Source organism: Paraburkholderia terricola, assembly GCF_003330825.1.
In the GTDB taxonomy this organism is placed as follows: domain Bacteria; phylum Pseudomonadota; class Gammaproteobacteria; order Burkholderiales; family Burkholderiaceae; genus Paraburkholderia; species Paraburkholderia terricola.
The window spans coordinates 1,525,886-1,550,179 of record NZ_CP024941.1; the positions used below are offsets into that span (position 1 = coordinate 1,525,886).

Genomic DNA, 24,294 nt, shown 5'->3' on the forward strand with positions numbered 1-24,294 from the left:
TTACTGCGCGTTGCGCAACATGGGTTGAACGAGCTTCGCAAAATCGCCGCGCTCTTCTTCAGTGAGCGTGCCGAGCGGCGCGCGCGCGATACCGACTGGCGTGCCGGCGAGTTCACAGCCGTAGCGAACGTATTGAATGAATTTGCCGCTGCGCTCCAGCAATTCGAGTACGGGCAGCAGTTGCGCCATCAGCTTGCGGCCCGTTACGAAGTCAGCTTGCTCGACGCATGCGTCGAAGAGCGCGGTATGCGCTTCGGGCAGGAAGTTGGAAGCACCCCCGACCCAGCTCCTCGCTCCCCATGCGAAGAACTCGAGCGCCTGATCGTCCATGCCGCAGCTCAGTACCAGCTTGTCGCGGAAATGCGTGGCAAGGTGATGCAGACGCGAGATGTCGCCGGTGCTTTCCTTCATCGCGATGAAGTTTGGCCGTTCGAGCAGCGTTGCCAGAACGCCGTTGCTGATTTCGGTCCCGGTGCGCGCCGGAAAGTTGTACAGCATGATCGGCATGTCGAGACTGTCGTCCACCTTCAACATGTGGCTCAGCAGTTCTTCCTGCGTCGGCTGCGCATAGTACGGAGCGGCAAGCAGCAACGCGGACAGGCCGGCCCGCCTGGCTTCCTGACCCAGGCGAATGACTTCCTTCGTCGTGGTCGCATTGATGCCGGCGGTCAGGTACGTCTTGCCGCCTGCCGCTTGCGCCACGGTGTTGAAGGTCCGAACCCGTTCTTCGAAACTCAACGCGTAGTACTCGCCCGTGGTCCCGCCGACTCCAAGGCCCGAAACCCGGCCTGCGAGATTGGCGGCATGTTTGCCGAGTAGATCATGGTCGATCTCGCCGTCCGCCTTGAACGGTGTGACTAGCGGTGTATGTACGCCCTCGAAGCTCATTTTGAATTCTCTCTTGAATAAAAGATGCAAAGCGCTGCCCGGATAGCCGGCAAGAATCGCAGGCGTATCGTGGGCCGGCTACACAAGTGCCTCGGCATGCGAGTAAATCGGAAACTGGTTGCACAGATCTCGTACGCGGCTGCGGACCGCGCGTTCGACCTGATCATCTCCGTCGGGCTCCCGTTCGAGCGCCGACAGCACCTCCAGAATCATCTGGCCGACCTGCTCGAACTGATCGGTACCGAAGCCTCGGGTCGTTGCAGCGGGCGTGCCGAGGCGGATTCCCGAGGTGACAGTCGGGCTTTGTGTATCGAACGGAATCCCGTTCTTGTTGCAGGTGATGCCCGCGCGTTCCAGCGCCTTTTCAGCCTGGGTGCCGGTGAGCCGCTTGCCGCGCAAATCGACCAGCAACAGATGGTTGTCGGTTCCGCCAGTGACGAGACTCAGGCCGCCCGAGGTCAGGACGTTGCCGAGCGCCTGGGCGTTACGCAGCACCTGGTCGATATACGCCGTGAAATCCGGACGAAGCGCTTCACCGAATGCGACCGCCTTGCCCGCTATGACGTGCATGAGCGGGCCGCCCTGCAGGCCGGGGAATACAGCCGAGTTGATTTTCTTGGCTATGTCGCCGTTATTCGTGAGAATGAAGCCGCCGCGCGGCCCACGAAGCGTCTTGTGCGTCGTGGACGTCACCACGTCGGCGAATCGAACCGGGTTCTCGTGCCTGCCTGCCGCGACGACCCCGGCAATGTGCGCCATGTCGACCATCAACAATGCGCCCACGCTATCGGCGATTTCGCGGAACGCGGCAAAATCCAGCGCGCGCGGGTAGGCCGAATAACCTGCGATGATGAGCTTGGGGCGATGCTCGTCGGCAAGCCGACGGACCTGCTCGTAGTCGATGCGATACGTTTCGGGATTCACGCCGTACTGGACCGCGTTGAACCATTTGCCGGAAAGCGCGGGACGCGCGCCGTGCGTCAGATGTCCGCCGGCGTCGAGCGACATGCCCATCACCGTGTCGCCCGGTTTGGCCAGCGCGAGCATCACCGCGCCATTTGCCTGGGCGCCCGAATGGGGTTGCACGTTCGCGTATTCGGCATCGAACAGCGCTTTCACGCGGTCAATGGCGAGCGCCTCGATCCTATCCACGTGCTCGCAACCGCCGTAATACCGCTTTGACGGATACCCTTCCGCATATTTGTTGGTCAGCACGGTGCCTTGCGCTTCCATTACCGCAGCCGAGACAATGTTCTCGGAAGCAATCAATTCGATCTGGGTTTGCTGGCGACGCAACTCCAACGCAATCTCCGATGCGATGACGGGGTCACGGCTCTGGAGAGTTTCAGCAAAAAAGCGTGAGTTCTCGTTCACGTGGTCACTCCGGAATTAAATCGTGTAAGACAAGTCATGCAACGCCGCGAGCGGCAATGAACCCTTCCGCTCACGGCGAGAACAACGTGATCTATTGCTGCAACCAGGCCTTCAACTTTTCCGGATGCGCGTCGACGAATTTCCTCGCTGCCGTCGCATAGTCGTTCGTGGCGTTGCCCTCGAACTCGATGGCCTCGACGTCAGCAAGAGTCAGCTTGAAATGCTTGAAGAAGACGTCCGCCCGCGGAAACTTGCTTGCGAACTGTTTGGATGCGAAGGCGTGAACCTGCTCCTCGCCGCCCAGCGTACCCTTGGGGTCCTTGAGATAACGCATCTGCCACTTCTGGAACAGCCAATGAGGGCTCCAGACCGTGGCGACGATCCATTGCTTCGACTGGTAAGCTCGCTGCACGCCTGCGAGCATGCCTGCTTCGCTCGACGATTGCAGGTTGTAGCCATTCAGGTCATAGGCCTTGATGGTTTTCTCGGACGCCTGCATCAGGCCGCCGCCGGGCTCGATACCCTGCACGGTGCCATTCAGCTTGCTCTTGACGTCGGCTTTTTCCAAATCGGCAATCGACGAGAGCTGGGCCTCGGGAATGTATGCCGGCACCGCCCAACCGTTCTTGCCGCCGGTATAGACGATGCCGACGTCGTCCATATCGTTCTTGTATTTTGTGTAATACGCTGCGTGCGTCACCGGCAGCCAGCCACCCACCATGATGTCGAGGTCGCCGCGGGCGACGCCCTGGTACTGAATGCCGATATCGGCCTGAACAAACTGCACCGGCTGCTTGAGGTTCGTCTCCAGAGCGTACTTGGCGACATTGGCGACGGCCAGTACATCCGCCCAGTTCGTAACCGCCATCTTCAGCGGTTCGGCCGCGACTGCCGGCCCCGCACCGGCAGCCAGGGCAACGACCGCCGACACCGCCAGTTTCATAACGAGCGACTTCAATACATTGCTGTTCATGCGCTACTCCTACGTGATGATGAAATCTTCTTGAAAATTCGACTGCCGCTGCAATAGCGTGTCGGGTCTCCAAACTCGCTAATACCCAATACCTGATGTCTCTGGCGATCGCATCGCATGCGCGATGCGATGCTGCCGGTCAAGTGCGCGCCGCGGCATGTGTGCCGGCCTTTGCCGCTCCCGTGCCGGGCGTGACTCGTTTGACTTTCTTCTTCGCCTTCACGCCAAAGCTCTCCGTCAAGCGGTCGAGTACGATGGCGAGCAATACGACACCGAGTCCGCCTTCGAAGCCGATCCCGATGTCGAGACGCTGAATACCGCTCAGCACGTATTCGCCCAGCCCGCCGGCGCCAATCATCGACGCCACCACGACCATCGAGAGCGCCATCATGATGGTCTGATTCACGCCGGCCATGATTGAAGGCAGTGCATTCGGCAACTGGATTTTCCAGAGAAGCTGCATGTCGGTACTGCCGAAGGCGCGGCCCGCCTCCAGCAATTCCTCGCGCACCTGCCGGATACCCAGGGTCGTGAGCCGCACGACTGGCGGCATGGCAAACACGATGGTGGCGATCACCGCCGGCACGCGTCCCAAGCCAAACAGGATGACCGCGGGGATCAGGTAGACGAAGGCGGGCATCGTCTGCATGAAGTCGAGCAACGAGCGCAAGATCATTTCCACCCGTTTGTTGCGCGCTCCCCAGATGCCGAGTGGCACGCCCACTACCAGGCTGAAGAAGGTCGCTGCGATGACGAGTGCCAGGGTCGAGACGGTTTGAGCCCACAGACCCATGTAATGAATCGCGAGAAGCGCAAGGCCGACGAAGACCGAAAACACCACACCGCGTCGCCACAACGCAAAGGCCACGAGAATGACGAGCATCGCAACGAAGGGAATCGCGGCCAGTCCGTCCTGCAATAGCTTGATGACCGCGCCCAATGAGGCGGAGAAAGCGTCGAAACCGCCCCGGAAATGCTGAAAGAGAAAATTGACGCCGTCTTCTGCGAATTTCCCGATGACTGACGAGTTCATGCTGCTCTCCGTTCCATAACCTGCTTGAGTATCGTCCGGCAGGACACCACGCCCGCGAGCTTTCCGGCCGTGTCGGTGACGGGTACGTCGTGCTCCTGGCTCAATGCAATCGCGGCCAGTTGATGCAAATCCGCATCCAGCGAAACCGCATTCACATCCCGGAGCAAGGCGTCGCGCACGGGGCGCGTACCGCTCTTATGCAACGAGGCCGGCGTGACGCAGCCTTGGTATCGACCCGATTCGTCGCAGACATAGCCGCATTCGACGCCGCTATCGATAAGCTGATTGAGGTAACGTTCCGAGGATGTGCCGACGTCGCAGGAAATGAGACCCCGGTCCACCTTTGTCATCAGGCTGGAGGCCTTGAGGAAGCGGGATACGTCGACATTGCGGAAGAAGTCCCGCACGTAAGCGTCCGCGGGCGACTGGATAAGTTCAGCAGGCGTGCCGACCTGGATCAGGCAGCCATCCTTCATGATGCCGATCCGGCCGCCAATCTTGATGGCTTCTTCGATGTCGTGTGAAATGAAGACGATTGTCCGCTGCTCTTCTTTCTGAAGCCGCAGAAGTTCGCATTGCATTTCGAAGCGGATCAGCGGGTCCAGCGCCGAGAATGCTTCATCCATCAGAAGCACGGCGGGATTCACGGCAAGCGCACGCGCGAGGCCTACCCGCTGCTGCATGCCGCCGGACAGTTCGCTGGGAAGCAGTTTTTCGTACGAGCCGAGGCCGACTCGCGTGAGCGCGGTACGCGCGATTTCGTAGCGCTGCGCCTTCTTGATGCCGGCCACTTCCAGTCCATACGCGATGTTGTCGAGGACCGTGCGGTTCGGCAGAAGCGCGAATGACTGAAACACCATCGCCATCTTCTTGCGGCGCACATCACGTAATTCCAACGTGGACATGGGCGCAATGTCGTGGCCTTCGAGAATGACCTGGCCCGACGTCGGCTCGATCAGCCGGTTGAGCAGTCGAACCAGCGTCGACTTGCCGGAACCCGAGAGGCCCATGACGACAAAAATCTCGCCCGCCTTAACGCTGAGGCTGACGTCGTTGACAGCGACCATGTTGCCGGTTTGCTCGAAAATCTCGTTGCGGCCAAGGCCTTGCTTGATCAGATCGGCGGCACGCTCGGGCTTCGGCCCGAAGATTTTCGACAGGTTTTTAACCGTAAGAATGTCGGTCCCGGAAACCGCGACATGTTTGGCAGCCGCTGCAACGTCTTCCGCTTCCATTGTGCCCGGGCTCAACACATCTCCCGGCGCAAATGTCAGGTTAGGGTTCATTCTGTCTTCCCAACTGGCGAGTTCAAGAAATCAAGCCCGCGACCTATGAAAGTTGCAAGGCAGCCGGGCGAACAGCAAACACGATTCGTCGAATGAAAAGAAGCACTATGTCGACCGTGCGCTGCCACCTCTGCTTGATGGATGAATCGCAGCGTATTCAAGCCAATTTGATCGATCCAGCTACATTTTCTGCGGGCTTTTCCCTACTTTTGGTAATGCAAGTGGAGCCGGCAGTGCTGGTGAAAGAGGAGCCTCAGACGGGGCGGGCCCGTGCAGCTTCATTGAAGGGTTTGCGCAGAAAGCGGAGTGCCGGCCCGGCCTTTGATTATTGAACGCGGAACCCTGTCGTACGGGAATGTCCTGGGGTTCGGCGACTGCTTTGCATAACCGAAGGTAGGGCAAAGCATGAAGAAAGCGTGATGGGATAGGGCGGTTTGGTTTCGCCATAAACCATTGCCCGGCTTATGCCGGGCAATTCGACAGCGGCGGAGCGGGTTACTCCGGCTTCCTGGCGGCCTCGGCCAGCATGGCATCGCCGATCTGAAAGTTCTCGCGCGCCCTGAGCGCTTCGCCAGCACCTCGAATATCGCGTGCGTCCTTGTTCTGGGCAAGCTTGCTCTTGCCGACCAGTCGCGTGATGTCGATCCGCAGGCCGACGATCGACTTGAGCAGGGTATCGATGTAGTCCCTCGGCGCGTCGGCCATCTTCCAGGGTTTGGGTTGCGAAGCCTCATGCGTGCGGGTCAGCCGGGCGACGACGCCGCGCACGTATTGCTCGTCATCGTGAACGGCGATGCGTCCATACGCATGGACGACGACGTAATTCCAGGTGGGAACCTGCCGGTGAAACTCGTGTTTGCTCGGATACCAGGTCGGGGAAATATAAGCGTCTCCCGCACGAAAGACGACGAGCACTTCATCGCCGTTCGCGACGTCCTGCCATACGGGGTTGGCCCGCGCGACGTGCGCGCGCAGGACGCCCAGCTCGCCTTCGGCCGCCGCCAGTTCGAATGGAAGATGGTTGGCGTCGAGCCCACTGTTTCCATGCGTAATCAGCGTTCCGAACGGATGTTGCGCGATGTGCGCGTGCAGAATCTCGGTGCGAGGTTCATTGAAATCGGCGGGTATGTACATGTCGGTTCCACTAGCTGGCGGAGGTGTTCGAAGGCCATCGGATCGAAAGCCGTGTGGACGCATTATGTTGAAAAACTGGTTTATCCTACAGATCCAGTTTAGATCGATTTCATAGGACCAGAATCATGGCGAGAACGGCGCGGGCCGCGGAAATTCCGTCGATCGGCACCCTGGACCGCGCGGCGGGCAGCCTCAGCCGTCAGGTCGCGCAGGCGTTGCGAGAGGCGGTGCGCACGGGGAATATCCAGCCCGGCGATGCGTTGCCGTCCACGCGATTGCTGGCGGCTTCGCTGCAAGTCTCGCGCGGCACGGTGATCGGGGCTTACGAGCAACTGATCGCCGAGGGCTTTCTGGAATCGAAGGGGGGCGCCGGCACGTGCGTCGCGCAAGCACTCGCCGAGCCGCGACAGGCGATCGAACCGCGTGCGGCCCGCCGACGTATCGCGCGGACCAGCCTGCCTGAGCCCGCCGCGGCGTTTGCGCGGATCGCGCAGGAATTCAGGCCGCTGCCGCCGGTGCCGTTCGCGATTTCCGTACCTGTCGGTTTGACCGCGCCCGCCGACATCTGGCGCCGGCTCGGCAACCGTCTGCGTGCCAGGGGAGCCGGCGCGCCGGCTGGGTACTCCGATCCGCTTGGGGCCCTACCGCTGCGTGAAGCGATTGCCGACTACGTGCGCAAGTCCCGCTCCGTGCGCTGCGAACCGGGTCAGGTCATCGTTACCAGCGGTACCCAGCAGGGACTTTTTCTCGCGAGCCAGGTGTTGCTGGGTCCGCGCGATCAGGTCTGGGTGGAGAACCCGGCCTACCGTGGCGTTACCGCGATACTCGAAAGTACGGGGCATGGCGATGCGATGATTCGCATACCGGTCGACGCCGAGGGCATCGATGTCGAAGCGGGGATACGGGCGGCGCCTCACGCGCGGGCCGCGTTCGTCACGCCGTCGCATCAGTATCCGCTGGGCATGCCGATGAGCATGGCTCGGCGCAGCGCCTTGCTGGCCTGGGCGCGTGCAAACCACGCATGGGTCGTCGAGGACGACTACGATAGCGAGCTTCGCTACCAGGGCTATCCGTTTCCGTCACTTCAGGGACTGGACCCCGACCGGGTGATTTATCTCGGCACGTTTAGCAAGGTCCTGTTTCCGTCGTTGCGCTCGGGTTATGTGATCGTCCCCGACGATCTGGTCGATGCTTTCTGCGGTGCGCGTGTGCTGATGGACCGTCATCCGCCGAACGCCGATCAGCATGTGCTGGCGGCCTTCATGGCCGAGGGCCATCTGGAGCGCCACATCCGCAGAGTTCGCAACGTCTATTCAGACCACCGGGCCCAGTTGATCGAGACGCTGAACGCGCTGCTTCCGAATGATCTGGCATGGCTGGAGCCGGGCGACCAGGGCATGCATGTGGTCCTGTGGCTGGCGCAAGGCATGGATGACCGCAAGGTGGTCGAGCTGGCCGCGCGGGCCGGAGTCGCCGTGCGGGCCGTATCGCCGATGTTCGCGCCGGGAACGGCGCGGCCCGGCCTGGTGCTTGGATTCGGCGGATTCAGCAACGCGCAAATGAAGGCGGCTGCGCAACGTCTTGCCGAGGTGATTATCGGCGTGACGAAGCCACTCAAACGAAAACACGCCGCCCTACGAAAAGCAGCCACGCGAAGTGGCCCAAGTCGATAGAAAGCGCAGCCATTAGGCTTACGCGCTGCGTGGTCGGAGCGGGCTTCTTTCGTGGCCCCGGCGCATGCCTATGAAGCCGCCTGCATCGCCGCGCGTCATGCGCCCATTCGATCTACAGATAGCTGCAGACGTAGTCGAGGGTTTCGATCACGTCGATATCGAAGCGGCTCTTGCCGGGCACCGAGAATGACTCGCCCGCGCCGTACGTCCGCCACTCGTCGGTGCCTTCGAGGCGAATGCGGCATTGGCCCGCCTGCACCTCCATGATCTCCGGCGCGTCGGTGCCGAAGTTGAGCACGCCCGGCAAGATAACGCCTAGCGTCTTGCGCGTGCCGTCGGCGAACAGAACGGTGTGCGACACGCACTTGCCGTCGAAGTAGACATTGGCGCGTTTGACGATGGAAACCTGATCGAATTGCGTTGCGGCCGTCATGGCGGTCTTCCTTTGGGTGTGGATGAATGCGTTGCGCCGCGCGTGCCAGGCGTCGGCGAAAGCCGCCATCATACAGACGGTCGGCGACCCCGACGTCTAGTCCACCTGGAACCAGCGACCGGAATTCGGGCACACGTCGGCTCGTTCGCCATCGAGCCGGACTTGCTCTTCGTCCGGTTGCGGCGAAACAGGAGGGGCGATATCGAATGCAATGTTGAGCGCCTGCCCGACATGAGCCTCTTCGACAGGAAGCTCCCAGGTCAGGAATATCTGGAGCCAGTCCTGGTCCGGCGGGAAGTCGGCGGCATCGAAGCCCGTGCGGCCGCGCCGAATGACGCCATGAGGCTGGCCAGTGTCGAATATCACGGCCGTGCCGCGGGTCAGGGGAATGCGCAGGTCCAACGCGGGAAAATGCAGATCCAGCCCCTTGTCCTCGCTCATGAAGAGATTGCAAAAGGCTGCTCCGCCATATTGCGCGGCGTCATGGTGATAGCGCGCGCCGCGGCAGGCCATGAGGGCGATGTCGCTGGAAGCGAGCACCTCGGGCAGCCCTAGCGCGAACGTCCAGTCGGACATGGCCTCGACGCAGCGCGCGTAGTCGGGCCAGCGCATCCGCGCTCGCGCCAAAGGCATGGGCTCGACGTCGCCGGGGTCCAACCGCATGTGCGTCGACGTCTCTCTTTGCCAATCCGCCAGCAGACGCGCCGGGGGGGCGGGCACGTCGATCGTGTCCGTTAACACGATATCGCTCACGCGCCGGCTGCGGATGGCGTCGCCGCTCCGGAAATAAGAGGTCAACATGTGTCGCACACGATGCGGTTGAAGGGAACGCGTTTTTGCACGGGCTATTGTAACGAGTCGAAGGGCTCGCTTGAGCCGTCTCCATGCCATGCGTCGGTGTCGCCTTGTTCATGGCACGAAGGACGTCGACGCGGCGACTGCCGGCGCAGTCGCAGACGTGTGATCGAAGCGGTCAGCCGAGCGGAACGCGGTTCACCTGCGCCGCATGCACCGATCCGCTGGGTCCGCGTTTCGCCAGTGTCAAGATCAGGACCGCGACCGCCGTGCCGGCGCAGGCCACCGCCAGCCACGCGACCGCCTGGATGAGTCCGCCGGCGAACCTGGCGACTGATTCGACGATGAGCGGGCTCAGGAAATTGCCGAGGAAAAACGATCCCATATACCCGCCGGTCGCTCGACCGCTTTGCGCGAACGGCACGCGCGCCAGCGTCCACGTACCGAGTAGCGGCAGCGCCATGCCCGCGCCCGCCGCGGCGAGAAAAGCGCCCGCGACCGTCGCGTTTGCGCCCGTGCACGATGCGATGACAAAAAAACCCAGCGCGAGCAGCCCGAAGGCGATGACTAGAAGCCGGTTGATAGGCCAGCGGGCGAGCCGGTGAAACGCAAACGAACCCACCGGAATGCCCGCATTGGCGATGGCGCCGCCGAACCCGAGAATCGCCGGCGCCGTGACGCCGCGCTCGCTGAGCAAAAAGCTGATCTGCACCGGCACGACGAAAAACATGACCGACGCGAACAGGATCAGCAAACAGAGAAGGCCGATCTCGCGCCACGGAAACGGCAACTTCTGCACGGGAGCATGCTCGACGTGCGTTTTTTCGCCGGGTTCCCAGATCATCACCGCGATAAACGGAAGGAACAGGATCGCGCATCCATAGACCAGGAACGGCGTGCGCCAGCCCGCCGCCAGGCTGCCGAGCCCGCCGCCCACGGCGAACATCAAGGCGGCCACGACGGAGGCCGACGCGTGCTGCATCGTCAGCCACTTCTGTCGCCGCATACCGGAGAAATAATTGGCGACGAGCGCGGTGGCGATCGTGACGATCGCGGCTTCCGCGAGACCGATCACCGCGCGCGCGGCGACGATCGCGTAGAGGCTCGTCAGCCAGAACGGCAGGACGCCGGCCACCGCGTAGATCGCGACCGCGGCCAGATAAAGGCGCTTGCGTCCGAACGCGTCCACCAGCGAGCCGACCAGCGGACTGAACAACGCGATCATCAGCGCGGGAATGACCAGCACGATCAGCGTCAGCACGTCCGCATGCGGGACGCCCGCATAGTCGTGCCGCATCTGCGGAAGCACGGGGGCGATCAACACGGCGCCGGTCGAAGAGAGCCAGCAACTGGCCATCAGGAGCCAGCCGTGCCGCGCACCGGCGACGCGTGCCGGCCGGGCTTCAGGGGAAAGATGAGTCATGTTCGTCTCCAACGTTCTTGTATTGGCTGCTCCTGACGCAGGGCGTCGGGCAATGTGTCGCCGTCCGCGGACGGAACGACGGACATCGAACGCCGGATCGGGATCGCTGCCGGTTTCACGCCGGCGACCGGGGGCGGTCCCTGTCCGGTATGGCTAGAAGGCCACCTGGTCGTGGCCCTTCAGATCGAGCATCCGTCTCGCTTCGTCCGGCGAGGCGATCTCGATGCCCAGTTCGCCGAGAATCCGGCGAATCTTGCGCACCTGGTCGGCGTTGCTTCGAGCCAGCTCGCCGCGGCCGATATACAGGCTGTCTTCGAGGCCGACCCGGACGTTGCCGCCCATCAGGCTCGCCATCGTCGCGACAGGCATCTGATGCTTGCCGGCCGCCAGCACGGACCAGTGGTAGTCGTTGCCGAACAGCCGGTCGGCGGTGCGCTTCTGATGCAGCAGGTCCTCGGCGTGGGCGCCCATCGCGCCGCGCAGGCCGAACACGGTCTGCACGAAAAGCGGCGGCTTCACGAGACCCTTTTCCAGGAAGTACTGCAGCGTGTACAGATGGCCGACGTCGTAGCACTCGAATTCGAAGCGCGTGCCGCCGGCTTTTCCGACATGCTCGAGAATCCACGCGATGTCGTCGTAGGTATTGCGGAAGATCAGCCCGCGCGTGCCCTTCAGGAACGGCACTTCCCAGTCATGCCGCCATTCGCGCTCGCGTTCGGCCATCTCCGACAGCACGAGGTTGAGCGAGCCCATATTGAGCGAGCACATCTCGGGCTTGAGCGCCCGGCCCGCCGCCGTGCGCTCCTCGATGGGCATGTTCGGACCGCCGCCGCCCGTCGAAATGTTGATGACGGCGTTCGTCGATAACTTGATGGCCGTGACGAAGCGCCTGAAGATTTCAGGGTCGCCGGAGGGGCGGCCGTCCTCGGGATCGCGGGCATGCAGATGAATGATCGAGGCGCCGGCCTCGGCGGCCGCGATGGATTCGGCTGCGATCTGCTCCGGCGTGACCGGCAGAAACCGCGACATCGAGGGTGTATGAGCGCCACCCGTCACCGCGCAGGTAATGATCGCCTTGCTCACAGCGGCTCTCCTTCGACGAGATCGAGCAGCACGAACGCCATCCGGCACGGCTTGTCCGAGCGGTTCGCCCAACTGTGACTGGTCGCGCGCTGGATCAGCACGTCTCCAGCGCGCATGAGCGTTTCGCCTTCGTCGAGTAGCGCCCAGATTTCGCCTTCGAGCACGATTGCGTAGTCGAGCGACTCCGTCTTGTGAAACCAGAAATGCCGTGCGTCGGATTTGCCGCGCACGCCGCTATCGTCGAGGAATTGCTTGAGCTGCGCTTCGTCGTAGTTGTTGTCGGGCGGAAAATCGACGACGCGTAGCAACGAGCCGCCCTTCGAATGGAACGCGAACGCGCGACCGGCCGGCGCGGGATCGTCGCCGGGTGCGCGCGCTTCGCCGGTTGCCCACACGACGTGCGCAAGCGGCAACCCCGGCCGGTTCGTCCGGTTCGGCGTCGGTCCATCCGACAGGAAGCAGGACTGGCCCCGCGTATTGGTGCCCGTGACGATCCGCCTGACCGGGCGATACGTGTCCGTGTCCGTCTGCTGCTGCAAGCCCTGATTGTTGACCAGCGTCTCCATGTTCTCTCCATTAACGAGTCGTATCGTATCGTTAATGAGCCGGAGTTGCCTGTCAATAGGGAAAAGGATTAGGGATAGTTAGCGGTTTTTGGCTAGGTTTGAGCTTGACAAATATGAACGGTCCGTTTTGTAATTGGGGCAATCAAATGACAACAGCCGGGATTCATGGAGACAGAGAAAATTCGCGTGATGTGGTTCGTGCCGCCGCTGCTTGCGCTTGTCGCGAGTCACGACGAGCTGGCCATCGCGGTTCACGCCGATCGCAACCGTTCGTCGGATGAGCAATTCGACGCGCTCGTGGCCGGAAGCGTGGATGCGGTCGTGACTTCGATGGACAACGTCATCGGCTGGAACGGCCGCGCGGGTCCGCGAGACTTTCGCGTCGTCGCGCAGATCGAGCGAACCACGCCGTTGACGGTGCTCGCGAGGCCGCAACTGCGCAATCTGCGGGATCTGCACGGTGCGAACCTGCTGGTCGATGCGCCGGACAACGGCTTCGTCGTTGCGCTCAGGGCCATGCTGCGCGATGCGGGCGTGCCGTCCGATGCGGTGCGCCTGACGCCCGCGGGCGGCGTCAAGGAGCGCTTCGACGCGCTCGTGGCGGGACAGGGCGACGCAACCTTGCTAGGGCCGCCATTCGATTCGATGGCGCAAGCGGCGGGGCTTGCCTGCATCGCGAGCGTGCAGGACACGTACGCCGGTTTTCCCGGGCAGGGCGTCGTCGTGCGCCGGGGCGGCGCGGCGAACGCCAGCGTTGCCGCGTGGCTGCGAGCGCTGGAACGCGCGCGCCGGCGCGTTGGCGAGCGCGCGGAATTTGCGAGGCAGGCAGTGCTGGCGGCCGGTTTTCCGGACGCGGTTGCCGCCGCGATGATCGCGCAGAACCCGGATTCGCTGCGTCCATCGGCAGAGGGCGTCGCGCTACTCGTCGCGCACCGTCGCTCGCTCGGTCTGGTGGGTGCGGACAATGACTATTCGACCATCGTCGACGATTCGATGGTCGAGCAATACGCGGGAGGACGGAAGTGAAGCGATACGCGCTTGGAACGTTTTCGGTGGGGGACGCTGCCCGGTTTGTGGGCTTCGTCGTGAATGATCGCGTGGCTTCGCTTGCCGAACTGGCAGCGCGTCATGGCGAACGCGATCTGGCAAACGCGCGTGGCGTGCTCGCGCTTCTCGACGCCTGGTCGGCGAGCGAGCCCGCATTGGGCCGCCTCGCCGCGCAGGTCTCGGCGGAAGAGGGCCGCTGGTATGCGCTGTCCGATTTGCAGGCTCACCCGGCCATCGATCTGCCGCGTCAGATTTTTTGCACGGGCGCGAATTACCGCAAGCATGTGGTCGATCTGACGGTGGATGCGAAGGTCGGTCCAGAAGGCCTCGACGAGGCCGGCCTTCGGCGCTGGGCGGAAGCCATGATGGATGAGCGGCTCGCGAACGGCGAGCCTTACGCATTCACAAAGCCGGTCTCCGCGGTCTCGGGGGCGTTCGATCCGCTGGTGCTGCCGGTCACGACAGTGAAGCCCGACTGGGAGCTGGAGCTGGCCGTCGTCATCGGTCGCGGCGGCTATCGGATTCCCCGCGAGCAGGCGTTGGACCACGTGGCGGGTTACACCATCGCCAACGACATCTCCGCGCGCGATCTGATTCCACGCACCGACTACAAGATGCTGGGCACCGACTGGCTGCGCTCGAAGGGACAGCCGGGCTTTCTGCCGCTCGGACCGTATCTGGTGCCTAAGGCATTCGTTCCCGACCCGCATCGTCTGCGAATGCGGCTCACGGTGTCGGGGCAAGTCATGCAGGACGAGACGACCGCCGACATGCTGTTCGGTATTGAGCGGCAGATCGAATACATTTCGCGCTATTCGCGGCTGTTGCCCGGCGACGTCATCTGCACCGGCTCGCCGGCCGGCAACGGCACGCACTACAACCGTTTCCTGCGCGACGGCGATGTGATGGAAGCCGAGATCGAGGGACTGGGCCGTCAACGACAAGTTTGCGTCGCGCAACGACATGGCTGACGTGATCGAACCGACGCTACGTCGAGACAATCCCGATCGCGCCTTGCTTCACGAGCTTCTGTCCGCGCAAGCGAGCAACGTCACGCTCGACATGAATCCCGCGTTGACCTCGCTGCGCGCCACCTTGCTGGCGGGCAGCGCGGAGGGGCTGTCGCTCCGCTTCACCGCGCCGGACCACTCGGTGCAAGGCAATGGCGTGGTATCGGGCGGGACGCTCGCCTCGATGCTCGATCTCGCGATGGCCCTGGCGCTGCTCGCCAGGCTGCCGCACGGCCGCACGTGCGCAACGATCAGTCTCACGGTCGACATGATCGAGCCGGGATACGTGGGCGACTTTATCGCCGACGCCCGCGTCAAACGTCTGGGCGGGCGCGTCTCGTTCGTGGAAGCCGACCTTTACGATGCGACGGGAACGCGCCGCGTCGCAAGCGCCACCGCGCCGTTTGCGGTGTTCGATGTGCGGGGCTGATTTCAGGCCTCGTCGTCCGCGATATCCGGATAGCGGTCGAACGTTTCCTTGATGAGATGGCGTAGCCAGATATTGGCGGGATCGTCGTGGAATCGCGGGTGCCAATGCTGGCGGAGGGCGAACGGCGGCAACGACACCGGCGGCGGCACCATCCTGATCGTGCCGAGCCGCGCGAACACGTTGCCGAGTTCGAGCGGCACCGTGGCGATCAGATCCGGCTGCGCGTCGATCAGATGCGGCACGACCAGAAAGTGCGGCGTGGTCAGATAGACGTTGCGCTTGATGCCGTATTCGTCGAATGCGCTGTCGTAGGCAGCGCTCGCCCGGCCGGTCAGCGAGACGACGATCTGAGGCATGCGCTCGAACTGCGCGCGGCTGATCGTTTTGCCGACCGCCTTGTTGCGCACGCTGACCATCGTGACGAAGGTGTGCAAGAACAGGCGTTGCTGGAATAGTCCATCGGGCGCCGCGCGCACGGAGCCGAGCGCGAGATCCGCCTCGCCGGCCGCGAGCGTCGCCTCGATCTGTTCGAGCGGCACCTGCACGGACCGCACCGCACAGTTAGGCGCAATCTTGCGCAAGCGGCGGATCAGCGGCGGCAGAAAAACCAGTTCGCCCATGTCGGTCATGCTGAGCACGAACGTGCGGCGAGCGCTGGCCGGATCGAAGCGCGCCTGCGAAACGACGCGCTGCCTCAATGCCGTCATGACCTCGGTAATCGTCGCGCCGAGCAGCAAGCCTTTCTCAGTCGGCTGCATGCCGGCCGACGTCTTGATGAATAACGGGTCTTCGAAAAACGTTCTGAGCCGGTTGAGCCCGTGACTCATCGCGCCTTGCGACAGCCCGACTTCGGCGGCGGCGCGCGTGACGCTGCGCTCCCTCAGCAGGGCGTCGAACAGCACCAACAGGTTGAGATCGAGGTCGCGGATATGCATGGCGTGCATTCAGGGAATTAGTCCCATTAGGTTGACGCATGATCCGGGCAAACCTATCGTGGCGTCAAGCGTTGAACAAGACGCGCTATAACGAATCAGGAGACAAGCGATGTTCATCAGGAACACCTGGTATGTGGCCGCCTGGTCGCATGAGGTCGAGGGCGCCGAACTGTTCTCGCGCACCATCATCGGCACGCCCGTTCTGCTGTATCGGAAGGAAGGCGGCGAGGTCGTCGCGCTGATGGATCGCTGCTGTCATCGCGGCGCGCCGTTGTCGGTCGGCCGGCGTGAAGGCGATTGCGTTCGTTGCATGTATCACGGCCTCAAATTCGACAGCAACGGAGCCTGTGTCGAAGCTCCGGCCCAGGAGAGAATTCCGCCGCAGGCCAGGGTCAGGCAGTTTCCGGTCGTGGAGCGTTACCGCTGGATCTGGATCTGGATGGGCGATCCCGCGCTGGCCGATCCGGCCACGATTCCCGACACGCATTGGGTCGACGATCCAGCATGGCGCTCGCTGCCCGGCTACATTCACTACGACGTCAACTACCTGCTCATCTGCGACAACCTGCTGGACTTTTCGCATCTCCCATTCGTTCATCCGACCACGCTGGGCGGAGGCGAGGACTATGCCGCCAGCCAGCCGAAAGTCGAGCGACTCGAAGACGGTGTGCGCATCACGCGGTGGACACTCGACACCGAGCCGCCGCCGTTCGCCAAAGCCGTTCGGGCGTGGCCGGGCAAGGTCGACCGCTGGAACATCTACGACTTCACGGTGCCGGCGGTTCTGCGCATGGATTCGGGCATGGCGCCAACGGGTACCGGTGCGCCCGAGGGCGTTCGTGTCGGCGCGGTCGAGTTTCGCGGTTGCCAGGCCCTGACGCCTGAAACCGAAAACTCGACGCACTATTTCTTTGCTCATCCGCACAATTTCTCGCTCGATCAGCCCGACGTGACGCGTTCGATTCATCAGGCGGTGGTCGACGCGTTCGACGAGGACCGCGACATCGTGACGGCCCAGCATCGGAATCTCACGCTCGATCCCGGCTTCAGGATGATGGCGTTCGGCATCGACGCGGCCCTCTCGCAGTTTCGTTGGGCCGTGAACAAACGGATCGAGGAAGAAGGCGCCGCAGCCGCACGGAAGAGCGAGGCCACGTCGTGATCGAAGTCGTCGTCGAGAAAATCGCGCGTGCGGCCGAGGGCATACTCGACATCGAATTGCGCAGACCGGATGGGACGAACCTGCCGGCATTCGATCCGGGGGCGCACGTCGACGTTCACTTGCGCGACGGGCTCGTGCGTCAGTATTCGCTGTGCAATGACCCGATCGATCCGACACGCTACCGCCTCGGCGTCAGCCGAAGTGCGGCGTCGCGGGGCGGATCGGCTTACCTGCACGATGCGCTGCGGGCCGGCGACACGCTGCGCATCAGTGAGCCGCGCTCGCTCTTTGCGCTCTCGGCCGAAGCGACCTGTCATCGCTTCATCGCCGGCGGCATTGGCATCACGCCGATCCTCAGCATGATCCGCTGGTGTGAGCGTCATGCGCTGCCGTGGCAATTGAGCTACTGCGTACGCTCGAGAGCACACGCGGGGTTCCTGGACGAGTTGCTCGCGCTGGGCGGTGACATTCGTCTCCATGCCGACGACGAGGCAGCGTTGCCGCACGACGTGAGCGGCATGCTCGCTGGCGTGAAACCCGCCGAGCATGTGTACTGTTGCGGACCAGGCGGGCTCATGGACGCAGTCGCGGCGCGCGCTCGCGACCTGGGCATCGGTGCGAATCGCGTTCATTTCGAGCGATTCGCGGCTTCAACGGACGAGCGGGAGCGCGGCGGCGAGAAGCTGTTTACCGTCACTCTTGCGCGGAGCGGCGCGCGGTACACGGTAGAGCCCGACGAATCGATTCTCGATTGCCTCGAACGGCATGGTCTGACGCCTGCGTTTTCCTGCCGGGAAGGGCTTTGCAGAAGTTGCGAGACGGCGATCGTGTCGGGGAAGGTCGATCATCGCGACTATGTACTGAGCGCCGAGGAGCAGCGCGAGGGCAAGTCGCTCATGATTTGCGTGTCGAGAGCGACGACCGAGGAGCTGGTGATCGATCTCTGAGCCATGACCGGAACCCGCGATAACGCGCAATGGCCGCTTTATATCTGCTGCTTTGGCAGCATGGCCTCCATGCGCATGTGCGATTCGATGCTGCCCGTTCTTGCGACGGCGTTCGCGGTCGGCGCCGATCGCGCCGCGCAGACCATAGCGTCGTTCGCGCTTGCTTACGGAATCTGTCAGCTAGGCTCGGGGCCGCTCGGCGACCGGCTCGGAAAAATGCGCGTGATCGCGCTCGCGGCGGTGGTTTGCGCACTCGGCAACCTTGGCGCGTGCCTTGCCGGCAACCTGGACGAACTGCTCGCGGCGCGGTTTTTTTCGGGTGCGGCGGCGGCAGGCATCGTTCCGTTGACGATGGCGTGGATCGGCGATCACAGCGCGGACGGCGAGCGCCAGGCGGCGCTCGCGCGTCTGCTCGGCGCTACCGTGCTCGGCATGATCGCGGGGCAATGGGGCGGCGCGGCGCTGGCTTCCTCATGGGGGTGGCGTACTCCGTTCGTGTCGATCGCGGCGGTGTTCGCGCTCGGCTGGCTGGCGGTGCGAAGCGTGTCGCCGCCCATCGCGCGAGACACCCCGGCGAAACAACCGGCGTTCGCGCGCCGGACGATCGGGATGCTCGGCGCAAGCCGGGTTCGCATCGTCTTGCTGGTGACCTTCGTTGAAGGCGCCTTTGCGTACAGCGCATTGGCATTCTTGCCGACCTACCTCAACACGTCGTTTGGGCTGTCTTCGTCCACGGCGGGATTGATCGCCTCGAGCTACGGCGTGGGAGGGCTGCTCTTCAGTCTGAGCTCGAAGCGCGTGATACGGCGTTTCAGGGATGCGCGGCTTGCGCGAGTGGGCGGGCTGCTGCTCGCAATCTCGCTGGTCGCGCTTGCGGTCTCGCCGTTCTGGTGGCTTTCCGTCCCAGCCTGCATGCTCGCCGGATTCGGTTTTTACGCCCTTCACAACGTCTTGCAGAACCATGCCGCGCAGATAGCCCCGCAGGCGAGAGGCACGGCCGTTTCGCTGTTTTCGTGCGTGCTCTTTCTGGGGCAGTCGTTCGGAATCGCGTTGGGTGCGCGGTCGCTCGCTCATGCTTCGGTACGCATCCTGTTCGCTGTCTGCGCGGTGGGGCTGCTCGTCCTTGCGCTCGTCTTCGCGCATCTGTCGACGCCCAGGCGTGCGCCGCAAACGTCGCGGGTCCCGGAATAAGCGGGCGGCTGCAATGCGATGGCGGCGCCTTGATGCAGGAAAGAAGTGAGACGCGAGCAGCACAAAAATCGGGCGATGCAGCCGCAACGCCCGACTTCATGCCGCTAGAACTTGACGTACGCGTTGAGCCACAGCGTATTGCCGTAGGCGGCATTGCGCGCGTAGATCTGATGCTGCCAGTGAAGCACGGCGCCCCATTTCTGCGTGCCATAGCCGACCTGCGGTCCCAGCGTCAACTCGTTGGTGCGATGTCCGTCGCCGAACGCGGACTGACCGTTGATCTTGTCGTCGTTGAGCTGGGTATTCACGTATCCGCCGACACCGACGAGCCAGTTTTGATTGATGTGGTAATTGAGGCCGTAGTCAGCGGTAAGCTGAACGCCCGACTGATAGTGCGTCGCCGAATTCACGCTGCTATAGCTCAGATTGATCTTGGAGCTGAGCTCGATCTGCTGGAGCGGCATCCAGGTAAACGCATAGGCGAGATAGAAACTCGTGACGTTGCTTCCCGGATTGAACAGACGGCTCTTGTCGTACGAACCCCACGGGGCGACGACGTCGAGTTCGACGGTCTGCAGATAGTGCGGCGATTGCCAGCCGACGAGCATGCCAAACAGCGGATCGGCGAATCCACGCCCGCCGCCGGAGATTCCAAACGACGGCAGGTGCAAGGTGCCGTCCACATAGGGAAGCGCAGCCTGGACGGCGATGGTGCCGCCCGGAATGGTCGGCGTTTCGAACACATGAACCGCTCGCAGCGAATGGGCCTGCAGCCCGCCATTGGCGCCTTGCGGATTGCTGTTGCCGCCGCCGTCGCGTAGCGACGTTATGTTCTCGAATTTGTTGTAGGTGTAGAGATAGGTTCCGGGGCCGCCAAGCAGTCCGCTCATCACGGTCATGATCCCAGACGGATAGCTGCTCGTGCCGTTTTCGAGCGCGAATGCGGGGCTCTGGGCGAGACCCAGCGCGGCGCACGCGACGCCGTAAAGTTTGTATCGTTTCATTGCCGTGTCTCCTGTATTTATAAGGATTTTGATTTGTGCCGCGAAGTTATTGCGCGACGAACACGCTCTCGTTTGCGTGCAGTCGGCGATACCGGACGACGTTTCGCGAGGGTCGCCGGTGCGTTTGTCAACGCGGCATCGGCAAGAGCGCGCTGACGTACCTGCCTTCTTCAATCCTCAAGGCGACGGCCTGGAGGTGCTGGCCCGCGCAGGGCCCCGATACGCACAGGCCGTCATCAAGCGTGAATTTCGCACCGTGGCCGTGGCAAACGATGTGGTTCGCACCCTGGTCGAGATAGGCGTGCTTTCGCCACGGCAGAGAAGCCCCGGGCCAATGCGGACACGAATTGATGTAGCCGCGCAGGAGCGCGTGCCGGCGCACGACGAAGAGGTCGTCGACGCCGCGTCCTTGCAAGTCGAATCCGCGTGCGCCAGTCGGCGCAAGCGCGTTCAACTCGCACAGGCGGACCCATTGGGCAGTGCCCGAATCCGGCATGGCGACCTGCGTTCAGGATTGCTTTCAGGACTCTGTTCGGGATTGTGTCGGGGGCGGACCTCCGGGCGCCCACGTCTCGCGCAACTGGAAGAGAAATTCCTGCGAGTTCTCCGCGATGGCGGGGGCGACACGCGGAACCCAGGAGTCGTCGAGCTGATCCATGTCGGCGTCGTATTCGATATGGCAACCCAGCGGGCTATTGAAGTACCAGAACCAGTTCGAGCCGAACCGGTGACGGCCCGGTCCCCAGAACGATTCGTAACCCTTGGCCGCGAACGCGTGGCCTGCTCGCAGCACCTCCGACGGACCGCCCATGTGGAACGTGAAATGTTCGCAACCCTGCATGGCCGGCGGCGTCTCGATGAAGAACAACGTGTGGTGATCGAGGGTGCCCCGCGGGCGCAGGAACGGGCCCATTCCGGTGAAGCGGTCGTTGACCCGGAAGCCGAGCCGGTTCACATAAAACGCCTCGGCCTTGTCCGTGTCGGGCACGAAGTAGACGACGTGCGAAAGCGTCCTCGGAAGCGGCGGCGGTTCGTCGCGGTTCGCCGGCGAACCGGTGACGTTCAGTGCGCGGTGCGCATCGCCAGGCGCGTTGATCTGCTCGGCCGCGAGCGTTGGCGTTCGACGCACGGAGAGTTGAAACCCGAGGAGGAATCCCGAGTCGTCGGTCGCTTCGATCGAGCCGTCCGCCAGAAATTTGACTTCGCGGTCCCTGGCCAACTCGTGCGCGATTTCGTCGAGTGCGGCTCGATCCTCCACACCGTAGATCGTTTTGCGTAGCTGATTGCTCGTCGGCAGCGTCCACTTCGGCAGCGCGGGGTCGTCCTTGTGGCGAATCACGACGCCCGTTCCGTCGAGCGCCTCGAACGCGCCATCGCCTTGCGGCGTCAGTCCGTAGTCGGCGAGAAAGCTCGCGCAGCTTGCGACGTCGTCGACGCCGAAAACGAGTGTGTCAGGTCCAAGGATTCTCACTTTAAGCGTCCTGTCGAAAGAGAAAGGTGATGTCGGTTAATACGATACGGTGCGGATCATAATATTCCGCTTGCTTCGAATAACGCAAGAGGCGTTCGGGTTTCCACATGGTTTTTCAGCATGAGGAAAAACCCTCGCTTACGATACGCGGCGTATCGTATATATAATGAAACGGTCACTAACGAGGATGCGTGGGGTTAGGCCGGGAAGGCCGGCATAGCCGCCGTATCCAGAAACTGGAGCCGAACAATGAAGCTGGGTCGCATCGCTGTGAACGGTCCAGATGGGGATGTCGCCCGTCTGGTGCTGGTATTGCCGGAAGAAGGGCGCGTCATCGATCTGAAGCGCGCGTCCGTGCTGGCGCTGGAGAAACAGGGCGCGACGGGAGAATCGGCGCGCCGGCTGTCGGAGGCGCTCTTTCCCGGCAGCATGTCGGCGGCGATCGGCCTCGGCGAGCGGTTTCTCGACGCTGCCCGCCGCGCGGACAAGGAGCGCCCGGACGAAGCGTCGATCCCGATCGCAGAGGCGAAGTGGCTGCCTGCCACCGATCCCTCCGTTGTCCGCGACGGCTTGACGTTCATCGGACACATCAAGGGCTTTCACGAGAAGATCGGGCACAAGCCGCATGAGAGCCTGCTGAAGGTGCCGGGCTATTTCAAGGGGACGCCGCATACCGTCATCGGTCATGATGCGGAGGTGCCGTGGCCGGGCTATATCGGGCATATGGATTACGAGTTGGAGCTCGGATACATCATCGGCCGGCGCGGCGGTAATCTGAGGCCGGAACAGGCGCGCCCCTATCTCTTCGGCATCACGGTGTTCAACGACTTCAGTGCCCGCGATCGCCAGTCGATCGAAATGCCCATTCAAATGGGGCCGACCAAGTGCAAGGACTTCGCCTATGGAGTGGGGCCGTGGATCACGACGATCGACGAATTCGCCGACCTCGACGCCATTCCCATGGAAGTGCGCGTCAACGGCGAGACCTGGGGCAAGGGCACGAGCGCGAACAAGCTCTGGAGCGTCGACGAACTGATCGCGTGGGCGAGCCTGGGCGAAGTGCTGGAGCCCGGCGACGTGATCGGCTCGGGCACGATGGGCGGCGGCTCCGCGCTCGAACTCGATCGCAGGCTTCAGCCCGGCGACGTGGTGGAACTCGAAGTGGGCGGCGTGGGCATTCTGCGCAACCGGATGGGCCAGCCGCAACCGGGATTGTGGTGGCCGCAGGAGCGCGCTCCGTTCATGTGAGTTGACGCGACTAAAACAAATTTCAAGGAGACACAGTCATGGCTTCGCAGCACAAGGTGCTTGTCGTCGGCGGAGGGATCAGTGGCATGACGCTCGCTCACGGACTCGCGCGCGCCGGTATGGACGCGAGGGTCGTGGAGAGCGGCCACCGGATGGATCAGCAGGGAACCGGCATTTCCCTGCTTGGCAACGCGTTGCGCGCACTGGATCGCGTGGGGCTCGCCGACAGCTGCATGGCGGCGGGCTCGGGATGGGACACGGTCAGTGTGCGCAACGACGCGGGCGAGATCGTGAACGAGCGGCGCCCGCCGCGCATTTTCAGGCCGGACGCCCCCGGCGCGATCGGCATCATGCGGCCGAAGCTGGCGGAGGTGCTCGAAGGGCAGGCGCTCGCGAGCGGTGCCCGGATCGACTATCGCACGACCGTCGAGGATATCGAGCAGGACGGCAACGGCGTCTCATATCGACTGTCGACGGGTGAAACGGGGCGCTGCGATCTGCTGGTCGCCGCGGACGGAACGTATTCAAAGACGCGTTGCAAAGTATTCGGCGGCGAGTATCAGCCGGCTTATGCGGGACAAGGCGCGTGGCGCTTCACGGTGGAGCGTCCCGCGGAGTTCGACGGGCTCGTGCTGTACAAGCACCGGGACGGCCGCGCGGTGGGTGGCCTGCCGCTCTCCGACAAGCTTTGCTACTACTTCTTCCTCGAGAACGCCAAGGTCCACGCGCATATGCCGCAAGACAGGCTGAGCGAGATGTTCAGGGAGCGTCTGGAGGGTTTTTCGGCGCCCGATCTCCTCGCGGCGATCGGGCGTTGCGATGGCACGCGCTACATCAGTTACCGTCCGTTCGACATCCTGTTCATGCCGCAGCCGTGGCATCGGGGGCGAGTCGTACTGGTGGGGGATGCCGCGCATTCGGTCACACCGCAGTTGACGTCCGGCGGCGGCATGGCGATCGAGGACGCGGTCGTGCTGATCGAGGAACTGAGCCAGCGCACAAGTATCGACGATGCACTCGTCGCCTATGGGCAGCGTCGTGGCGAGCGGGTGAAGCGGGTGTTCGACATTTCGCTGGCCATCTGTCAGGCGGAGCAGGACCCGCACGCGGACGGACGGCGTGCCGTCGAGCTTCTGTTCGAAGGTTATGGCGTGCTCGCCCAGCCGTTCTAGGCGCGGAGCCTCGATT

Annotated in this window: 25 protein-coding genes; 10 read left to right on the top strand and 15 right to left on the bottom strand. The window is 63.1% G+C overall.

The window, feature by feature from the left end; all coding sequences use genetic code 11:
• From CUJ90_RS06835 to CUJ90_RS06855, 5 genes are all read right to left on the bottom strand, one after another.
• Nucleotides 1-888: a dihydrodipicolinate synthase family protein gene (locus tag CUJ90_RS06835; RefSeq protein ID WP_114162260.1), complete on the bottom strand. Its 888-nt coding sequence runs from the start codon at nt 886-888 to the stop codon at nt 1-3.
• 78 nt (nt 889-966) lie between these two features.
• Nucleotides 967-2,262 (bottom strand): serine hydroxymethyltransferase, encoded by a 1,296-nt coding sequence (gene glyA, locus CUJ90_RS06840; protein ID WP_114162261.1) that lies wholly within the window; start codon nt 2,260-2,262, stop codon nt 967-969.
• 91 nt (nt 2,263-2,353) lie between these two features.
• Nucleotides 2,354-3,235: a glycine betaine ABC transporter substrate-binding protein gene (locus tag CUJ90_RS06845; RefSeq protein ID WP_114162262.1), complete on the bottom strand. Its 882-nt coding sequence runs from the start codon at nt 3,233-3,235 to the stop codon at nt 2,354-2,356.
• Nucleotides 3,236-3,374: 139 nt separating this feature from the next.
• Nucleotides 3,375-4,268 carry an ABC transporter permease gene (locus CUJ90_RS06850; RefSeq protein WP_073427660.1) on the bottom strand — a complete coding sequence of 298 codons (894 nt, stop codon included), beginning with the start codon at nt 4,266-4,268 and terminating at the stop codon, nt 3,375-3,377.
• Nucleotides 4,265-5,554, bottom strand: coding sequence for a quaternary amine ABC transporter ATP-binding protein (locus CUJ90_RS06855; RefSeq protein ID WP_073427661.1), 1,290 nt, complete (start codon nt 5,552-5,554; stop codon nt 4,265-4,267). Before CUJ90_RS06855 ends, CUJ90_RS06850 begins: the two co-directional genes overlap by 4 nt.
• Before the next feature lie 92 nt (nt 5,555-5,646).
• Here CUJ90_RS06855 and CUJ90_RS32320 point away from each other — a divergent pair, with 92 nt between their 5' ends.
• Nucleotides 5,647-5,886, top strand: coding sequence for a hypothetical protein (locus CUJ90_RS32320; protein WP_152035334.1), 240 nt, complete (start codon nt 5,647-5,649; stop codon nt 5,884-5,886).
• Between the two features lie 163 nt (nt 5,887-6,049).
• Here the strand turns inward: CUJ90_RS32320 and CUJ90_RS06860 are convergent, their stop codons facing one another.
• Nucleotides 6,050-6,688, bottom strand: a complete 639-nt coding sequence (locus CUJ90_RS06860; RefSeq protein ID WP_073427662.1) for an FMN-binding negative transcriptional regulator — start codon at nt 6,686-6,688, stop codon at nt 6,050-6,052.
• Between the two features lie 125 nt (nt 6,689-6,813).
• On the opposite strand from CUJ90_RS06860, the gene pdxR reads away from it, so the two are divergent.
• Nucleotides 6,814-8,361, top strand: a complete 1,548-nt coding sequence (pdxR, locus tag CUJ90_RS06865; protein ID WP_114162263.1) for a MocR-like pyridoxine biosynthesis transcription factor PdxR — start codon at nt 6,814-6,816, stop codon at nt 8,359-8,361.
• A gap of 112 nt (nt 8,362-8,473) precedes the next feature.
• Here the strand turns inward: pdxR and ppnP are convergent, their stop codons facing one another.
• The 5 genes from ppnP to CUJ90_RS06890 all read right to left on the bottom strand — a co-directional run bounded on the left by ppnP (nt 8,474) and on the right by CUJ90_RS06890 (nt 12,661).
• Nucleotides 8,474-8,794, bottom strand: a complete 321-nt coding sequence (ppnP, locus tag CUJ90_RS06870) for a pyrimidine/purine nucleoside phosphorylase (RefSeq protein WP_073427715.1) — start codon at nt 8,792-8,794, stop codon at nt 8,474-8,476.
• Between the two features lie 96 nt (nt 8,795-8,890).
• Nucleotides 8,891-9,595 (bottom strand): hypothetical protein, encoded by a 705-nt coding sequence (locus CUJ90_RS06875; protein ID WP_114162264.1) that lies wholly within the window; start codon nt 9,593-9,595, stop codon nt 8,891-8,893.
• 172 nt (nt 9,596-9,767) lie between these two features.
• Nucleotides 9,768-11,012 carry an MFS transporter gene (locus CUJ90_RS06880; RefSeq protein WP_114162265.1) on the bottom strand — a complete coding sequence of 415 codons (1,245 nt, stop codon included), beginning with the start codon at nt 11,010-11,012 and terminating at the stop codon, nt 9,768-9,770.
• A 153-nt stretch (nt 11,013-11,165) separates the two neighbouring features.
• On the bottom strand, nt 11,166-12,041 hold the full coding sequence (gene kce, locus CUJ90_RS06885; protein ID WP_244220012.1) for a 3,5-dioxohexanoate:acetyl-CoA acetone transferase: 876 nt from the start codon (nt 12,039-12,041) through the stop codon (nt 11,166-11,168).
• A gap of 50 nt (nt 12,042-12,091) precedes the next feature.
• Nucleotides 12,092-12,661, bottom strand: coding sequence for a cupin domain-containing protein (locus CUJ90_RS06890; RefSeq protein WP_114162266.1), 570 nt, complete (start codon nt 12,659-12,661; stop codon nt 12,092-12,094).
• Between the two features lie 165 nt (nt 12,662-12,826).
• On the opposite strand from CUJ90_RS06890, the gene CUJ90_RS06895 reads away from it, so the two are divergent.
• From CUJ90_RS06895 to CUJ90_RS06905, 3 genes are all read left to right on the top strand, one after another.
• Entirely contained in the window at nt 12,827-13,687 is an 861-nt protein-coding gene (locus tag CUJ90_RS06895) for an ABC transporter substrate-binding protein (RefSeq protein WP_114162267.1), read from the top strand.
• 71 nt (nt 13,688-13,758) lie between these two features.
• Entirely contained in the window at nt 13,759-14,679 is a 921-nt protein-coding gene (locus CUJ90_RS06900) for a fumarylacetoacetate hydrolase family protein (RefSeq protein ID WP_244219985.1), read from the top strand.
• Nucleotides 14,672-15,148 carry a PaaI family thioesterase gene (locus CUJ90_RS06905; protein ID WP_073427669.1) on the top strand — a complete coding sequence of 159 codons (477 nt, stop codon included), beginning with the start codon at nt 14,672-14,674 and terminating at the stop codon, nt 15,146-15,148. The genes CUJ90_RS06900 and CUJ90_RS06905 overlap by 8 nt, the downstream gene beginning before the upstream one ends.
• A gap of 2 nt (nt 15,149-15,150) precedes the next feature.
• Here CUJ90_RS06905 and CUJ90_RS06910 read toward each other — a convergent pair whose 3' ends face one another.
• Nucleotides 15,151-16,083: a LysR family transcriptional regulator gene (locus CUJ90_RS06910; RefSeq protein ID WP_083084239.1), complete on the bottom strand. Its 933-nt coding sequence runs from the start codon at nt 16,081-16,083 to the stop codon at nt 15,151-15,153.
• 109 nt (nt 16,084-16,192) lie between these two features.
• On the opposite strand from CUJ90_RS06910, the gene CUJ90_RS06915 reads away from it, so the two are divergent.
• The 3 genes from CUJ90_RS06915 to CUJ90_RS06925 are packed head-to-tail and all read left to right on the top strand — an operon-like array spanning nt 16,193 to nt 19,383.
• Nucleotides 16,193-17,245 (top strand): aromatic ring-hydroxylating dioxygenase subunit alpha, encoded by a 1,053-nt coding sequence (locus tag CUJ90_RS06915; RefSeq protein ID WP_114162269.1) that lies wholly within the window; start codon nt 16,193-16,195, stop codon nt 17,243-17,245.
• Nucleotides 17,242-18,192, top strand: coding sequence for a PDR/VanB family oxidoreductase (locus CUJ90_RS06920; RefSeq protein ID WP_114162270.1), 951 nt, complete (start codon nt 17,242-17,244; stop codon nt 18,190-18,192). Before CUJ90_RS06915 ends, CUJ90_RS06920 begins: the two co-directional genes overlap by 4 nt.
• Nucleotides 18,193-18,195: 3 nt before the next feature.
• On the top strand, nt 18,196-19,383 hold the full coding sequence (locus CUJ90_RS06925) for an MFS transporter (protein ID WP_114162271.1): 1,188 nt from the start codon (nt 18,196-18,198) through the stop codon (nt 19,381-19,383).
• 104 nt (nt 19,384-19,487) lie between these two features.
• Here CUJ90_RS06925 and CUJ90_RS06930 read toward each other — a convergent pair whose 3' ends face one another.
• The 3 genes from CUJ90_RS06930 to CUJ90_RS06940 all read right to left on the bottom strand — a co-directional run bounded on the left by CUJ90_RS06930 (nt 19,488) and on the right by CUJ90_RS06940 (nt 21,858).
• Nucleotides 19,488-20,387 carry a SphA family protein gene (locus CUJ90_RS06930; RefSeq protein WP_114162272.1) on the bottom strand — a complete coding sequence of 300 codons (900 nt, stop codon included), beginning with the start codon at nt 20,385-20,387 and terminating at the stop codon, nt 19,488-19,490.
• Nucleotides 20,388-20,514: 127 nt separating this feature from the next.
• Nucleotides 20,515-20,883 carry a Rieske (2Fe-2S) protein gene (locus CUJ90_RS06935; RefSeq protein WP_073427675.1) on the bottom strand — a complete coding sequence of 123 codons (369 nt, stop codon included), beginning with the start codon at nt 20,881-20,883 and terminating at the stop codon, nt 20,515-20,517.
• Nucleotides 20,884-20,907: 24 nt separating this feature from the next.
• Entirely contained in the window at nt 20,908-21,858 is a 951-nt protein-coding gene (locus CUJ90_RS06940) for a VOC family protein (RefSeq protein ID WP_114162273.1), read from the bottom strand.
• A gap of 249 nt (nt 21,859-22,107) precedes the next feature.
• On the opposite strand from CUJ90_RS06940, the gene CUJ90_RS06945 reads away from it, so the two are divergent.
• Together CUJ90_RS06945 and CUJ90_RS06950 are read left to right on the top strand one after the other, a co-directional pair.
• Nucleotides 22,108-23,106: a fumarylacetoacetate hydrolase family protein gene (locus CUJ90_RS06945; protein WP_083083431.1), complete on the top strand. Its 999-nt coding sequence runs from the start codon at nt 22,108-22,110 to the stop codon at nt 23,104-23,106.
• A gap of 38 nt (nt 23,107-23,144) precedes the next feature.
• Nucleotides 23,145-24,278, top strand: coding sequence for an FAD-dependent monooxygenase (locus CUJ90_RS06950; RefSeq protein ID WP_073427678.1), 1,134 nt, complete (start codon nt 23,145-23,147; stop codon nt 24,276-24,278).
• The last annotated feature ends 16 nt before the right edge of the window (nt 24,279-24,294 follow it).